The 15,500-nt window shown below is 33.8% G+C and carries 18 protein-coding genes and 1 tRNA gene; 7 read left to right on the top strand and 12 right to left on the bottom strand.

Annotation, left to right across the window (positions count from 1 at the left end; genetic code table 11):
- Positions 1–88: 88 nt before the first annotated feature.
- Positions 89–310 (bottom strand): hypothetical protein, encoded by a 222-nt coding sequence (locus ZPR_RS04780; protein WP_013070495.1) that lies wholly within the window; start codon positions 308–310, stop codon positions 89–91.
- Between the two features lie 1,123 nt (positions 311–1,433).
- On the opposite strand from ZPR_RS04780, the gene ZPR_RS04775 reads away from it, so the two are divergent.
- Positions 1,434–1,979 carry a hypothetical protein gene (locus tag ZPR_RS04775; protein WP_013070493.1) on the top strand — a complete coding sequence of 182 codons (546 nt, stop codon included), beginning with the start codon at positions 1,434–1,436 and terminating at the stop codon, positions 1,977–1,979.
- Between the two features lie 735 nt (positions 1,980–2,714).
- Here the strand turns inward: ZPR_RS04775 and ZPR_RS24005 are convergent.
- The 5 genes from ZPR_RS24005 to ZPR_RS04750 form a co-directional block, all read right to left on the bottom strand.
- Positions 2,715–2,855, bottom strand: coding sequence for an HNH endonuclease (locus tag ZPR_RS24005; RefSeq protein ID WP_201765801.1), 141 nt, complete (start codon positions 2,853–2,855; stop codon positions 2,715–2,717).
- Positions 2,856–3,670: 815 nt separating this feature from the next.
- Positions 3,671–4,330 carry a response regulator gene (locus ZPR_RS04765; RefSeq protein ID WP_013070491.1) on the bottom strand — a complete coding sequence of 220 codons (660 nt, stop codon included), beginning with the start codon at positions 4,328–4,330 and terminating at the stop codon, positions 3,671–3,673.
- Positions 4,320–6,317, bottom strand: a complete 1,998-nt coding sequence (locus ZPR_RS04760) for a tetratricopeptide repeat-containing sensor histidine kinase (RefSeq protein WP_013070490.1) — start codon at positions 6,315–6,317, stop codon at positions 4,320–4,322. The genes ZPR_RS04765 and ZPR_RS04760 overlap by 11 nt, the downstream gene beginning before the upstream one ends.
- Positions 6,318–6,352: 35 nt before the next feature.
- Positions 6,353–6,571 (bottom strand): hypothetical protein, encoded by a 219-nt coding sequence (locus ZPR_RS04755; protein ID WP_041578683.1) that lies wholly within the window; start codon positions 6,569–6,571, stop codon positions 6,353–6,355.
- Between the two features lie 132 nt (positions 6,572–6,703).
- Entirely contained in the window at positions 6,704–7,411 is a 708-nt protein-coding gene (locus ZPR_RS04750) for a LytR/AlgR family response regulator transcription factor (RefSeq protein WP_013070488.1), read from the bottom strand.
- A gap of 1,127 nt (positions 7,412–8,538) precedes the next feature.
- Here ZPR_RS04750 and ZPR_RS04745 point away from each other — a divergent pair.
- The 5 genes from ZPR_RS04745 to ZPR_RS23835 all read left to right on the top strand — a co-directional run bounded on the left by ZPR_RS04745 (position 8,539) and on the right by ZPR_RS23835 (position 10,473).
- Positions 8,539–8,856: a single-stranded DNA-binding protein gene (locus tag ZPR_RS04745; protein ID WP_394329737.1), complete on the top strand. Its 318-nt coding sequence runs from the start codon at positions 8,539–8,541 to the stop codon at positions 8,854–8,856.
- A gap of 30 nt (positions 8,857–8,886) precedes the next feature.
- Entirely contained in the window at positions 8,887–9,012 is a 126-nt protein-coding gene (locus tag ZPR_RS23845; protein WP_013070486.1) for a hypothetical protein, read from the top strand.
- A 500-nt stretch (positions 9,013–9,512) separates the two neighbouring features.
- Positions 9,513–9,893: a DDE-type integrase/transposase/recombinase gene (locus tag ZPR_RS22845; RefSeq protein WP_083759732.1), complete on the top strand. Its 381-nt coding sequence runs from the start codon at positions 9,513–9,515 to the stop codon at positions 9,891–9,893.
- 177 nt (positions 9,894–10,070) lie between these two features.
- Positions 10,071–10,262: a transposase gene (locus ZPR_RS23840; protein ID WP_201765812.1), complete on the top strand. Its 192-nt coding sequence runs from the start codon at positions 10,071–10,073 to the stop codon at positions 10,260–10,262.
- Positions 10,222–10,473, top strand: coding sequence for a transposase (locus tag ZPR_RS23835; protein WP_316928315.1), 252 nt, complete (start codon positions 10,222–10,224; stop codon positions 10,471–10,473). The genes ZPR_RS23840 and ZPR_RS23835 overlap by 41 nt, the downstream gene beginning before the upstream one ends.
- Before the next feature lie 126 nt (positions 10,474–10,599).
- Here the strand turns inward: ZPR_RS23835 and ZPR_RS04735 are convergent.
- The 6 genes from ZPR_RS04735 to ZPR_RS04710 form a co-directional block, all read right to left on the bottom strand.
- Positions 10,600–10,673 (bottom strand) — tRNA-Arg (locus ZPR_RS04735).
- Between the two features lie 185 nt (positions 10,674–10,858).
- A complete protein-coding gene (locus tag ZPR_RS04730) occupies positions 10,859–11,128 on the bottom strand; it encodes an ATP-dependent Clp protease adaptor ClpS (RefSeq protein WP_013070482.1) in 270 nt (89 codons plus the stop codon).
- Positions 11,129–11,187: 59 nt separating this feature from the next.
- Complete coding sequence (prmA, locus tag ZPR_RS04725) at positions 11,188–12,021, bottom strand: 50S ribosomal protein L11 methyltransferase (RefSeq protein WP_013070481.1); 834 nt, start codon at positions 12,019–12,021, stop codon at positions 11,188–11,190.
- Between the two features lie 2 nt (positions 12,022–12,023).
- Positions 12,024–12,776: a triose-phosphate isomerase gene (tpiA, locus tag ZPR_RS04720; protein WP_013070480.1), complete on the bottom strand. Its 753-nt coding sequence runs from the start codon at positions 12,774–12,776 to the stop codon at positions 12,024–12,026.
- 132 nt (positions 12,777–12,908) lie between these two features.
- A complete protein-coding gene (locus tag ZPR_RS04715; protein ID WP_041578681.1) occupies positions 12,909–14,003 on the bottom strand; it encodes a BT_3928 family protein in 1,095 nt (364 codons plus the stop codon).
- A gap of 24 nt (positions 14,004–14,027) precedes the next feature.
- On the bottom strand, positions 14,028–14,576 hold the full coding sequence (locus tag ZPR_RS04710; protein WP_041579629.1) for a DUF1599 domain-containing protein: 549 nt from the start codon (positions 14,574–14,576) through the stop codon (positions 14,028–14,030).
- Between the two features lie 91 nt (positions 14,577–14,667).
- Between ZPR_RS04710 and folP the strand changes: the two genes are divergently transcribed.
- The gene (gene folP / locus ZPR_RS04705) at positions 14,668–15,492 is read left to right on the top strand and encodes a dihydropteroate synthase (protein WP_013070477.1); all 825 of its coding nucleotides are present in this window, start codon (positions 14,668–14,670) and stop codon (positions 15,490–15,492) included.
- The last annotated feature ends 8 nt before the right edge of the window (positions 15,493–15,500 follow it).

Below are 15,500 nucleotides of genomic sequence, written 5' to 3'. Positions count from 1 at the left end.
GGATTGCGCACCGGGGTAGAAATACGATCTGTCAATGCTAACAAGATTATAGAACTCTTTTTAGATATTATTGGAGTCGAGCAGGGACTTATATTGCGACAAGCTCCTCTTCTTTATCCTGCCTCAATTTTTGTCGTATTTCACCGGGAATGGAATCTTCGTTATAATCCCCGGCTTTAATTTCAAAGTGACCGGTTAACATACTGCGATTGGGGCGTTGATTGTAGAGCTGCTGACCTTTTTTATTCGGACTTTCCACCTGCAATGAATATTCCTGGTTGTTAGGAACGATTGTAATATCGTATTCCATTCCCGGCTCGGCGATTAGGATGCCGTATGGGTTAAAGCTGTTGGAACTCTATAAAACTAGCTTGTTCAAGGGGTAGTTTCAGTTCAAAATTACCCAGTGAATCGGGCTGAATGCTGTCTTCAAAACCAAAATAATTAATACCGTCTACTGGCACGGTATATTCAATTCTTTCAGGAATTTCACCGGCTATTGTACCGCGAATACTAATTTGATCGTTACGTTCTTCCTGGATTGCACAGCCAATTAAAAGTTAAGGGCAAAATATAAAAATGACTTCATAGAATGTTACCATGGAGGCTTCGAATCCTACATAGTGGAAGCGGTAACCTGGATTAAAGGATACTTCAAAATAATTAATTTATTACAACTAACTTAAAATGAGTCAATTAATAATTAATAAAGGAAAGAAACCATCTTTTATATAATGGTTTTTCTATTTCAGGAATACAACAAATCCTGCAGTTTTTTTACATGTTAGTCATTTAAAGTTTTATCAAAACTCTCCAAATACAATATCTTCTTCGGCCAGTTGTACCGCCAGGCTAATTTTATCGATTTGAGCTTTAGCTTTACTCTCGTTTATATCTCCCTGTATAACTTCCAGAGCTTCTCCCTGCTAACTCCTTCATTAAAACTCGTCACCCAGGTATTAGAAACCTCTTCCATAAGAAACTATTCCTTATTTTCCATTTCCTCAACGAAAATTTCACAGTTTTTCTTAGCATTATTCTTTAGATCGATTGAAATTAAAGCATTTAGTCCCATAAACGTTTATTCAGGTTATTTAGAAAGGCTAGATTAAACCTCCCAGGTAAAAGCCAAAATTAATAATTTAACTATCCTATGATCTAAATGACTTTCCAAGAAAAGTATGCTTTTTATGACAGCTTAAGCATTACATGAAATTTTAATCTGAAGTCAATGACTACTATATAATTCATGCAAATTCGAAATTAATACGCATCCAATTAAGGGGGGCTTTTTTCGTTATCATTAATTATGATGGCAAAAGTAGTTCTTAAGAAGTACATTGAGTAGTTTTAAACATTACCTTTTGTAAGGTACTTTATTTTATAAAGATAAGATTTTCAATTAGTTTTAAATCAAACTTAAATACAATATCATGAAAAAAATTTTACTAATCACACTCGTTTTTATTTTTGCGGTTGGTTGCACAAAAGATGAGAATCCTGAGGAAAGTTTTCAAAGTAATCAGCAATCAGAATTAAAACTGAAAGAAAAGAACCTTACTAAATCCCTAGCTAATTATACTCTGAACACCATTAATCCCTTATTTACCGGTGCTACTTTTGGTGTGAAAAGTACTAGTGGTGATATTCAAATTGCTGCTGCTAATCCTTATTCGTATGACATAGTATTCCTATTTAAATGGTACAGAGTATCGGGTGGAAGTCAGACTGAAGTTCTTCCAGCACTTTTTTCTATGACTTTACCAGCTAATCAAACCTTTGCTGAGGCTGATATGAGCGGAGCTGATTTTCTTCTAAATCAAGAATGTACAGATCGGGAGACGATTAATGCTCAATATAAAGTGGAGATTTACAATGCTTTTTCGATGGGGCCTGATTTTGATTTCAACAATTTTACAATTCAAAATAACAACATGAATTACTCAGTACAATATGGTTGTGGACAATGGTCAAATTAAAAAATTGTTTTTATTTTTTCTTCAAAAGACTACTCAAATGAGTAGTCTTTTTTTATATCCCCAACCGCTTTTGACTATTAAGATCATAAAGTGAGTAGTTTATAGCTATAGTGTACAGAAATTTTCCTACTAAATGGATTTATCGTAATTGCCTTAAAAATGGGGCATTTAATAATCGATAAGGGAAAGAAATCAATTTATATTAGAATGATTTTGACTACATCAAAGAAAACAGTACAATCCGGCTGCTTTATTAACTGTTAGTAATTTAAAGTTTTATCAAAACTCTCCAAATACGATATCTTCTTTGGCCAGTTGTACGGCCAGGCTAATTTATCAAGTTGAGCTTTAGTCTTACTCTTATTAATATCATCCTGTATAACCTCCAGGGCTTTCCCCCTGGTAACACCCTCATTAAAACTAGTTACCCCAGGTGTTGGAAACCTCTTCCATAAGAAACCATTCTTTATTATCCTTTTCCGCAATGAAGATTTCGCAATTGTGCTTATCGTTATCCCTAAGATCTATTGAAATTAAAGCGTTTAGCCCCATAGGAATTTATTCGGGTTATTTAGAACGGCTAATTTAAATCTTATAGATAAAACCTAAAATTAAATAGCATTGCTATTCTGTAATCTAGATGCCTAACCTAGAAAAATATGCTCTTTATGCCAGCTTATAATCTCAATTTAAGAAAACCAGGATTCTCTATTGGGTAGAAAAATTTCCTTATTGTTAAACTGGGTTAAGGTAAAGTTTAGAATCGATGTAGTTAACGACTGCGCAAACCTTCACCTTATAATCTACAGTAATATATATTAATTCACGATCAAAAGCTCGGTGCAGGGTGGGGGAAAGTGCGATTCCATTACTCACCGTGTCATCATTGTAAATACAATAAAATTCATAATAACTTAAAGATCACAAAACGTAGTGTAATGATCTTAGATCTAAAGGTTAGTGAAGACATACTTGCATTGAGGGCTAGAATGAAATTTTATCATTACAGAAGAAATACTGAATGGAGAGAAAAGTATTTACACAATAGTTGATTTAAGATCTGAATTTAATATTGTGATATAAAATAATATAAAGCATCACGTTATAATTCAATATGTTAATGCAAAATATCAACTTGCGTATAACACTGTCATTTGTCTTAACGGATGATGGTAACTGGAGATTAAGTGAAATTATAATAATTTCCCATTGTAATTCCATATCATCCTGAAGTTTTTCAATAACAAATCCTTTGATATATTCTCTTCCAATGATTTTATTTCCATCTGATGATTCTATTGAGAATACCAGTTCAGCTTCTTTAAAATCATCTTGAATCCAATCCGTTTATTTTACCTGAATAGTTTGCTGTGCATAGAAACTACCTGTTATCCATAAAAATAGTAACAATAATGCGCTTATCATAATTATATAGTTCAATTAAACGAATATAATCAAAAAAAATGTTAAAACTAACGTTTAGTTATAACATAAATTGATTTTAACAAGATCAAGTTTATTAAAGTAATTAATTATTCTAATCAATAAAGTAACTACTAGGTTTCTCACAGAATCTAATATATTATAACTCTACAAATAAATTATTAGTTAGAAAATATTAAAAAAACGATTATTTAATTTTAAGAAAATTTGTCCACAACTCCCCAAACCCTATTGTCTTATTACTATTTTTATAAAAAACCATGTTTCTTTGCAAAATCAACCAAAACCAGGTCCCCCCCTTTTATATCAAAAATTTCTTTCATCACCCGTTTTCTTTTTTCTATTCCACCTAGGGACATGGGTATATACTCTGGTAATTCTTTAGTTAAAATACCCTTAGATAAGTAGTGTAAAATACTTCTATCGATCTTATCTAAAACAAAATCTGAAGTTATAGTAGAACGAAGCATTGCATTGACTGTATGACTATAGTAAATTTCTCCCTGGGTACACTTTCTAATTGCTGTTGAGAATTCCTGTGGAGAAATATCCCTTTTTAACAGGAAGGCCTCTGGTTCCAGACTTTTCATAATATTGTATAACCTGTAATTATCATTATACATCGTCAATACCACAAGTTTCGTCTTAGGAAACCATTTTCTGGCAAGTAGACCTAAATCTTCCCCTGATAAAATACTCATTTCATCATAAGCTGGAAGATTCATATCTAAACAGATAATATCATAATAAAAGCCATGACTCCTAGCGATTTCAAGTTTGCTAAAACCTTCTTCACAAGAAAAAGCAGTATCAATTTCGTATCGCTCGTTGTCGAGCAGAAGGACATTCTTATAGCCTTCTACAATTAAAGCATGATCATCAATTATTAGAATTCTTTCAGATTTCATTTTGGATAGGTATAATAACTTTAATTAGGGTACGAGATGGATGTGATATTATCTTAAAGCTTCCTCCCATTTCTTTGGTTCGATCTTCAATATTTGAAAGTCCAATTCCTTTTTTTGTAACTTTTACATTAAAACCAAGCCCATTGTCTTCGACTTCTAAAAAGATATTTTTTTCCTCCCTGTCAACCGTAATCCTTACACAAGCCTTAGTCGCTTTCGCATACTTTTGGATATTAAAAATACTTTCCTGAAGAATCCTGAAAATATTAATCTTATGGGAAATTGGTATTACATTTAGATCAACAGTACCTGTTTCCATATGCAGATCAATTCTAAAACTATAGATATTATTTTGATCCTCCAAAAAATTCCGTATAATTTGATAAAAACTACTTTGAAACACTTCATTTTTATCTTGCAAGTCATGCGAAATCTGACGGATTTCTTCTTCCGTTTCTTCTAAATCCTTAAGATATTTTTCTCGCTGCTGTTCGGTTTCCTGTCCGGACATACTATTAAGACTGGAAAGCAAAAATCGAATACCAAAAAGTTTTCCTAGCACGCTATCATGCAATTCTTTAGACATTCTATTTTTCTCCAGGCGCCTACCTTCCTCCAAGGAATTTTGTTGTGCTATCAGTAACTTATAAATTTCTTCATTGGATTTGTCCTGGGCCTGCTCCAATCGTAATTTTTTTACTCTTGTCTTTTGGACTACAATAAAGTAGATAAGACTTATTACTAAAAATCCGACACTACTAGTAAGAATAATAATTTTCTTCTCTGAAGTTAATTCTTGGTTAGTAGCTATAACTTTATCCGTCTCATATTGAGTGCGGGCAAACTTATTTTGGGTTTTTCGCTCGATATCAATTAGACTATCGGATATAGCGATTCGCTCTTCAAGATATTTTTGAGAATTAGCTGAATCTACTTTTCCTAATAATTCAAGAGCGGTCATTAAATCTGCTGCATTTTCATTTTCTTTTGTAGTTTCAATTAATTCCAGTAAAATTGCTTTCGCTTTTCTTAAATTACCATGAGCAATATGATATTCTGCTATATGAATATCCCCGACTGCTAATCCTGGTATATCATTTAGACTATCTCTAATTCTACGAGATTCTTTCATAGTCTTTAGAATAGTTGAACTTCCTCTCTCTGCTTTTAGTTGAGAATAGGCAAGATTATCAATTAATTTGGCATAAGCTGCAGGATATTTAAAGCGTATACTATCATCATAGGCTAGTGCCTCCTCTGAAACTGTAATGGCTTGATCATAATACCCGTGCTCCTGATTAAGGTAGGCTATATTATTTTTGGATAAAATGATAAAATAATCATTGGAAAGTTCTCTTGCTACGTCTAATGCTTTACTATGATAATCAAGTGCAGTATCATAGTTTTTTAAATTATTGTGGATAATTCCCAGCAAGTTATAGCATTTATATATCCTGCTTAAATCCTCTAAACTCTCGGCCAGCTTTAAATTTTCGATTGCAAGGACTTCAGAACCTAGATAATTCTTAAGTTCTAATTGAACGGACGCTAAACCATATAGCATTGATGCTTTTCTCGATTCAATATCTAATTCATTATAAATCTCTAGACCCTTCCCAAAATAATAGTAAGCACTATCTAATTTGCTACGAGCTGAGTTAAAACTTGCCTTATCCCAGTACGCATCCCCGGTGTGAATCGTATTACCTTGTAAAGAAGAGGCTTTATAAAATCTCGCATTCCATTTATAAAAATTTGAAGAATCCCCAGCCTTTCTAAAGTACTTACTTAATTCAGAGGCTAAATTTACTCGTATGGAATCTACTATAATTTTATCCCATTCTTGATCAATTAGTTCAGAATCTGAAAGAGAAACAATTTTATTTTTTAAGGTTTCAACACGTTCTTTTTCTTCATCTATGTTGTTGTTCTCTTGACAGGCGAATAAAATCAAACATAATAAAAATAAAATTAGCCCATTTTTCATACTGGCTAATTTAATCAAATTCTTAAAATAAGCTACTAATCTCTTCCATCATCAGGAAGTTCTTCTCCTCCTTCACTATCTTCTGGAGTACTGGAAATAGTATCATTTTCAGTATCGGCAAATTCTCTTAAATTAAGATCTTCTAAATTCACTTTATTTTGATTATTCATTTCCACTTCTTCTATCATATTATCTGGGGTACAAGACTGAATTAAGAGTAGAAGAAGCATTAGGGATACATAATTTTTAAGCATAAGAGTTATGATTTTTATTGTTAATAAAAACCAAAACTATCATCTAAAAAGTCTTAAATCAGACTTTAAAGGCCTTGTATAGTGATTGACATCATAGGCGTAGTAACTAACCTAATTTAGCGGGTAACTAACCTAATTAAGGATAGTGGCAAACTGTACGGAAATCATATGATCATTAAAAAATTTTACAGAATCTTTATATTTTCTGGAGAATGGAAGGTTAACGGTTTCAAAATTAGCGTGAAGGCTAATCTTAGACTTCCCAAAGTTAATTCGATTAATCTGTTGTGAATTAACGATATAACTGTTATGTATACGAATAAAGAATTTAGGTAATTTTTCCTGAAACTTTTTAAGGGTTTCGAAGGCGGCAATTTTATTTCCGGTATTTAAGAAAATATCGGTGGTATTGTTATCTGCCTGTAAGTACAGAATATCATCGATATCAATATAGTGGTAATCTGAATTATTCTTAAGACATAATCTATTGACTTGTTTACTCGCCTTTTTTTTAAAGCGCAGCATACATTTTCGCATTTCGAATTCGCTGACTGGCTTCAAGACATAATCCACAAAATCATTTTTAATGGTGAGGTACGCCATTTCTTTACTTTCTGACAGTCCTACGAAATTGGGAAGATGTTCGGTGTATTGAAAGAGCTGATTCACAAACTCAAAGCATCCCATTTCAGGGAGTCTCATATCGAGATCCAGAAAAATAAGATCGGGGCTTTCTTTTAGAATTACGTTAGAAGCTTCATCAAAGTTAGAAGTAATGTTTAAGCATATAAAATCTGGAAAGTTACTTAATTGGTAAGTAACCTGACGTACAGTTTCCATTTCATTGCTAATAACAATATACCTAAACATCCTTCTTTTACTCGTGCAACAAAGCTGCTTTTACTAACTAACTAAATTTAACAATTACTACTTCGGCAAATTTAGATTTGAAAACGGAGTTTAGAGTACTCTACAACCATACTAATAGTAAGGCTTAGCATGTAAAAAACAACAAACCCTTACTTTTAATAAGGTTTTGTATACGGAAAATATTCAAAAAGAATAGTAATATTGCCTGCAAATTCTAAGTTAAGGGAGGGATGAGTTTAGTAGGGTAAGCTTTTCCCTCCCGTCTTCTTTTTATTATAATAGAGTCGCAAAATAAAACTTTTAAAATTACTCTCCATAAAACTAACGGTAAAATATAAAATTATTATTTTTTATAGCTTGACAATTTTTCACAGTCTTTTAAAAATCTAAACTTGATTAAGATCTTAACGTCTTTTTATTAGTTTTTTAATTCTTATAAACTATTGTATTATACGTACGTAAGATTACTACGATTACAATAACTATTTCTTTATTTACTGCTTTACTCCTATTGTAATGGGATACTCCATCTTTATATAATTACCTACAATAAATAGTATTCTACTTTACTTATGTTTTGAATTTATTAGGGAATACAAAAAAATGGATAAACAAAACTTTCATTTTCTTAACAGTATTCCCGGTATAAGCTTCTTGGGCTTATACACGGTACTCCTTAAAAATTAAAATTTTGTCTTAATCATTTCAAGGGGTTTATAATAAAAAAAGCCTGCTATTGTTTTTTGGGACAGCAAAAAACAGGTATAGACTAACGAATCCTAATCCATCCCTGTTTCTACGATCGCTTAACTGCAGGTACGCTCCCTGCGAAAAAGGCAGTGGAAATAATTCTTAAGACTATAGAAAACCCCTCAAGGCCAGGCCTCCAGTTTTCAGGATAAATAAGGTTTCTACTTCCTTAAAAATCTTATGGATTTTACGACGTCGCAGGCAATACTGATTTATCCTGAAAAGTCTTGACAGAACTTCCTTGTTTTAGTGTGCTACGCAAGTAAGAGGCAAACAAACAACCCTTAAAATTTACAATCCATTCTATTTCTAATAAGGGGCATTAGTAATCTTTAAAACTTTTAATTATGAGTAATCTAAGTAACAAAGTACAGTTAATCGGAAATATGGGAAACACTTTCGAAATCACCAATCTGAACAAGTCCAAAAAAGTAGCGCGTTTGATTATCGCTACCAATGACTATTACTACAATAAAAAAGGGGAATCCGTTCAGAATACTCAATGGCACAATCTTGTGGCATGGAACAAAAATGCCGAACTCATCGAAAACTATGTTCCAAAGGGTAAATTGCCATCGATGGAAAACTTATCTCCAGATCTTACGAGCATAAAGATGGGATTACTCGATACTAATCATCCCCAAAAAATTAGGACAGTAAGTTAAGTTCAAAGATAACCTTAATTTTACTGTATTATGACACGAAGAAAATTTACCTCCAAGTTTAAAACGAAAGTAGTCCTTGAAGCCTTGAAAGAACGGGAAATCACTCCGGAACTAGCACAAATATTTGAAATCACCCCTCAGCAGATTAATACTTGAAAGCGAGATTTCCTAAAGGAGGCTGACACTTTTTTTTCTAAGGGCGAAAAATCCAAAAAATCAGAGGAAGAGGAAAAGAAAAACCAGCTTCTTAAAGTAATTGGAGTGGAGAATGATTTTTTAAAAAACGCCTTGCGATAGAACCTTTAGAGCTTCGAAAAATGATACGCAAGAGGCATTCTAAGCTCAGCCTTCAGCGGCAATGTAAACTCTTACAGATCCACCGCAGTAGCATTTATTATAAGCCTCGTGGAGAAAGCAAACTCAATTTAGAACTAATGCGCCTGATGGATGAACATTATACTCATCATCCATTTAGAGCCAAGCGAATGCATACTTGTCTTAGGCTGGATTAAAGGGTTTAAAGTCAATAAAAAGCGTATTGAACGCCTTTACTCCAAGATAATGGATCTTAGAGCCATCATGCCAGGGAAACATACCTCCAGGTGAAATAAAGAACATAAAGTGTATCCTTAACTTATTGTGGAATCTTTCAGTAGATCGCCCCAATCAAGTTTGGGCCATCAATATTACTTACATTCCCATGCGAAAAGGGTTTATCGTACCTAGTAGCGATCATCGACCTACATAGTCGCTATGTGCTTAACTGGTCGGTTTCCAATTCTATGGATTCCTATTGGTGTAAAGAAACCTTGGAGGAAGCAATTGATATCCACGGAACTCCGGAGATCATTAATACCGATCAGGGAAGCCAGTTTACTTCAGGGATTTTTACCCACAGTGTACTATCTAGGAATATCAAGCTCAGTATGGATGGTAAAGGAAGAGCTATCGATAATGTATTTATAGAAAGACTATGGAGAAGTGTGAAGTACGAAAGTATTTACTTAAACCCTCCAGAATCTGGAGCTGATCTTTAACTTCAACTGGGCACCTATTTTAATTTTTATAACCACCAAAAAAGACATCAAGGAATAGAAAATGAAATACCTTATAACCGATATTTAAAACAAGAAAGAAAAGCTGCATAATAAATGAAAAATAGAACTTAATTTAGCAGCTAAGCTGTCTTAACAAATGGGGATACTTCATAACTCCTGTCCAGGAGTAGATATCTACTGTATAAATCCCCAGATAAATGGACTTCAAATCAGAAAGACAGGGGTCGGATATTGTTTAATGAATACCCAGAATTAAAGAAAGCCTATGGACTTGTTCAAGGCTTGAGTATTTTTGACCAAGCCATAGATATTAAAAATAGCTTACACCAAACTAGCCCAATGGTATAAAGATGTAGAGGAATCAGGTTTTAAGAGCTTCCAAACGGTAGCCAATAGTATTGCTTTGAATTACCGCTCTGTACTCAACTATTTTTTAAACAGAAGTAAAAATGCTTCAGCAGAATCCTTTAATGCCAAAGTAAAGGATTTTAGATCACAATTTAGGGGAGTCAGGAATACCGAATACTTCTTATATCGCTTGATTAAATCATATTCTTAAAGTAGTAAAAACCCAGATTTTCGACTTGATCCAACAAAACGCTCACAAACAAAAGCCTCTAAAAACATAAAACCCTGTAAATCATATCATTTACAGAGTTTTAATTCTTTCTATCTTCTTTAAAAGTGACCTCGGCAGGATTCAAACCTGCAACCTTCTGAGCCGTAATCAGATGCGCTATTCAGTTGCGCCACGAGGCCTTTATTTGTTTCGCTTAAGCTAAAAACCTTAAGCGGGTGCAAATATATTGTTTATTTTAGATTAGGAAAAATTTTTGAAAGTTTTTTTAATAAAAATTCTATAAGAAATTATAAATCATTCAGGTTGAGTGATAAGCAATTTCATTTGATTAAAACAAGTAATGCGTTGGGTAAACAAACTTCACTTAAACGATCTCTGCACTCAAACCAGCATCTAAAAGCTTAGAACATCTTGGTTTTAAATCAGCAAAAGCACCTGTTTTAACGGTACACTTTCCTTTATAATGCACTAAAATTGAACACTGCTCGGCCTGTTCTGGCGTATGATCACAGGCATAAATTAAAGTTTCGATTACATGATCGAAAGTGTTGTAATCGTCGTTATATAAAACTATCTCGTTTTCCTTGTCTACCTTGGTCTCTACTTTCTCTAATACTTCTTCTTGGGTACTCATAAGGGTATAAAATTTAATTCGAATACTTTACAAAAATATAAAAAATAAAGTTAAAACTCTCATAAAGAAAACTTTACCGCCACCCATTTATCTTTTTCAAGATTTTCCTGAAATTTTAATCCCAGCTTTTCACAAGCTTCCTGAATAATCGGAATGTCTTCTTTATAGAATCCGCTTAAATATAAATCGCCATCTGGTTGTAATACCGAAACATACTTCTGCATATCATTCAACAAAATATTACGGTTAATATTTGCAATTATCACGTCATATTTTTTTTCGCCCAGCAATTCTGCTCCTCCTTCTTTAACGCTAATTTCGGGAACATTATTACGTTCAATATTTTCCAGGCTATTTAAGTAACACCAGTTATCAATATCGATGGCTTCAACAGGATTTGCACCTTTTTGTGAACTTAAAATGGCCAAAACTCCGGTTCCGCAGCCCATATCAAGGACAGATTTTCCCTTCCATTCGTTTTTCAGGATAAACTGAATCATCATATGCGTTGTCGCATGATGCCCGGTTCCAAAACTCATTTTGGGTTCGATGACAATATCAAACTCAGTTTCTGGTTTTGGATGAAAAGGTGCCCGTACACTACAAATATCATCAACCACAATAGGCTGAAAATTTTTCTCCCATTCTTCATTCCAATTTACCTGTTGTATTTCAGAAGAAGAATAGGAGATTTTAAATTCATCAGAATCTAATATCCGAACCTCAGTCAGCATATTTTCATTAAACTCTTCTTTCAGAATATATGCTGTAACCCCATCTTCATTTTCCACAAAACTTTCAAATCCCAAAGACCCTAATTCAGCAATTAATATTTCTGAAGCGGGTACCGGCGGGTGTATTTTAAACTGAAATTCAAGATAATTTGATGCCATTCTTAAAATGCGTTCACGATTGCTAAAAAGTCTTCTGCTTTAAGACTAGCTCCACCAATTAGACCACCATCTACATCTTCTTTAGCGAAGATTTCTTTCGCGTTAGCTGGCTTCACACTACCTCCATAAAGAATAGAAACCTCTTCTGCAATTTCGCTTCCGTAAGCATCCGCAATACTTTTTCTTATAAAAGCATGCATTTCCTGCGCTTGCTCTGGCGATGCAGTTTCTCCTGTACCAATCGCCCAAACTGGCTCATAAGCAAGGATTATATTTTTCCAGCTCTCTTTAGATAGGTGGTATAAACTTTCTTTAAGCTGACTTTCAACTAAATCAAAATGCTTATCGGCTTTACGGTCCTCTAATTCTTCTCCAAAACAAAAAATTACCGTCATATCATTTTCTAAAGCGGTATTTACTTTTTCAGCAAGAAGCTCATTAGATTCTTTAAAATAAGCACGTCTTTCACTGTGTCCTAAGATCACTGTTTCTACGCCTACACTTTTTAGCATTGCTGCAGAGATTTCACCGGTAAAAGCTCCGCTTGCATTTTGATGCATATTTTGTGCTGCTACGATAACGGGGGTATTTTTTAAAGCCTCAAAAGCAGGATATAAATTCGTATAGGTTGGTGCTATCATTACCGTTGCTGCTGGGGCTGCCGAAATTTGCTTCTTAAGGTCAGCAATTAGTTCCTGGGTTTGTGCCAGGTCGTTATTCATTTTCCAGTTTCCGGCTACAATATTTTTTCTCATAATTTAAATTTCTGAATTGTTTAAAATTTTAAGCTGATTTCTACAAATATACCGATTCGATTACACATAAGTCTTTTGTGCTAAAGGCTTTTGCCGCTTTTTATCAATCTTCTAAGACTTTTTAGAATTTGCTTATAATTTTATAGATGAAGCATCTGAATAATGCTTTTTTTGTGTTATTGTTCCTTGCTCTAAAACTAAAATACCTGGATTGGCTCGCACCACAGTTTTAAGTGCAGTAGCATCGGTTTGGTAAAAAGGGAAATCAAGGCCAAATTCTTCTTTTATTTGTGATTTTAGCACATCCCCAGAAGCTGTTAAACCAAGTACTTCATAACCTTTACTCTTGGCTTCTCTTTCTAAAGATTTGATAGCTTCATAACCTTGTTTTTCGGTAAGGTTTAGATCATAAGCAACAATAAGTAATACTTTATCGGCTTCAAGAATTTCTGCAGTAATATCTTCTCCATCATCTAAGACCTGAAAATCATGGATCGGCGGCACGTAACCTTCTTCGATCATTTTAGTATCTACTTCTATAAACTCTCCTTCGTGTTGCGGGTAACTACCATCGGTAACCACCACTTCTTCTTCTCCCTCTACATTAAATTTCCAGTGATACTCAAAAACATCTGTCGCAGCTCCTTCAGGAATATCGCGAAGTTCTGGTATATTATTCCCTACTTTATAAGGTCTAAAATCAATGACCGGCAAATGCATTAATACATAATAGGCGTATAAAAAACAAAGCATATAACTAAGGAAAATGATCCAACGATGACTTGCGGGAACAAAAACCGGTGTGATCATCTTCTTGTTAAAGAATAATATTAAAATAAAAACCAAAAGGATTAAATCTTTAGTAAAACTTTGCCAGGGCGTAAGCGGTATGGCATCACCAAAACATCCACAATCAGTCACTTTATTAAAATAAGCCGAGTAAAATGTGAGAAACGTGAAAAAAATAATCATTAATAACAAACTCCACATCGTAAACTTTGGTAAATAGCCAATTAGTAACATAATCCCCAACACCAGTTCAAACACACAAATTAAGATCGCAATCACCAGCGCAAAAGGAGATAGAAAATCTAAACCTAACACTTCTGGTGAAAAATACTCCTGAAGTTTATAAGAGAAGCCTATAGGATCATTCAGCTTTATAAATCCTGAAAAAATAAAAAGTATCCCAACAAAGATACGGGCGAATTTCACTAATAACTTCATCTTAATTCTGGTGGTTTTTGAATATTATTTTTCTTCGGCTTCGGTGAAATGAATCATAGCAAAGACCGCATAATTGATCATATCCTGATAGTTAGCATCAATACCTTCGCTCACTAAAGTTTGTCCTTTATTATCTTCAATTTGTTTTACACGTAATAATTTCTGAAGAATTAAATCGGTTAACGAGCTAATACGCATGTCACGCCAGGCTTCACCATAATCGTGATTTTTGTTCATCATTAGTTCTTTCGTGGCCGTAATCTTTTCGTCATAAAGTTGAATCGCTTCTTCTCCTTCCAAATCCGGTTGATCTGCAATTCCTTTTTCTAACTGAATAAGCGCCATAATCGAATAATTAATAATTCCGATAAATTCAGATTTTTCATCTTCATCTACTTTTCTTACTTCATTCTCCTGAAGCTTTCTTATTCGTTGCGCTTTGATAAAAATCTGGTCGGTTAGCGAAGGCAACCTTAAAATTCGCCAGGCACAACCATAATCTTTCATTTTTTTGATAAACAAACTGCGACAGATTTGTATTACCGCATTGTATTGTTTGGAGGTATCTTGCATAAAACCGTGGTAATTTGCGTAAATTTCGGGCAAATATTCCAGCTGGTCAAAATTATTTTAAAGCGCCAAAAATTTTAAAACTTCTAACGGCATGACGATCAATTGCAAAGGCAGGCTTATCGACCTTTCTTCTCCCAAAGTGATGGGCATATTAAATAGTACACCGGATTCTTTTTTCGAAGATAGCCGAACGCAAAATAAAAGCGATATTCTTAAAAAAGCAGAAATGATGCTGGAAGAAGGCGCTACTTTTATTGATATTGGTGGGTATAGCAGTAGGCCTGATGCCGAAAATGTTGCTGAGAACGAAGAATTAAAACGGGTAGTGCCTGCCATAGAACTTTTGGTAAAGGAGTTCCCTGAAATCTTAATTTCTGTGGATACCTTTAGAAGCAAAGTTGCTGAAGAAGCTATAGGGGCTGGTGCAGCATTGATTAACGATATTTCGGCTGGTCGTCTGGACGAAAAAATGATGAGTATAATTGCACAACATCAAGTCCCGTATATTATGATGCATATGCGCGGTACGCCAAAAACAATGAAGCAACTAACAGCATATGACGACCTGGTAAGCGATATCACCTATTATTTTTCTGAAAAAATTAAAGAAGCGAGAACCTTAGGGATTAATGATCTTATTTTAGATCCTGGCTTTGGCTTTGCAAAAACAACAGATCAAAATTTTGAATTACTAAAAAAATCAGCACTTTTTTCTAGTTTTAAACTTCCTGTGTTAATCGGTATTTCGAGAAAAACAATGATTCATAAAACTTTGAACATTTCACCTAAAAAAGCTCTTAACGGCACCACCGTTCTTAATACTTTAGCGCTTACCAAAGGGGCTGCTATTTTAAGGGTTCATGATGTTAAAGAAGCCATGGAGACTATAAAATTAGTATCACTTTTCAGCAAATAATCTTTTAT

The sequence above is a fragment of the Zunongwangia profunda SM-A87 genome, assembly GCF_000023465.1.
Classification (GTDB): Bacteria; Bacteroidota; Bacteroidia; order Flavobacteriales; family Flavobacteriaceae; genus Zunongwangia; species Zunongwangia profunda.
The sequence above is the reverse complement of the archived record's forward strand: the minus strand, read 5'-3'. Positions and strand labels throughout refer to the sequence as shown.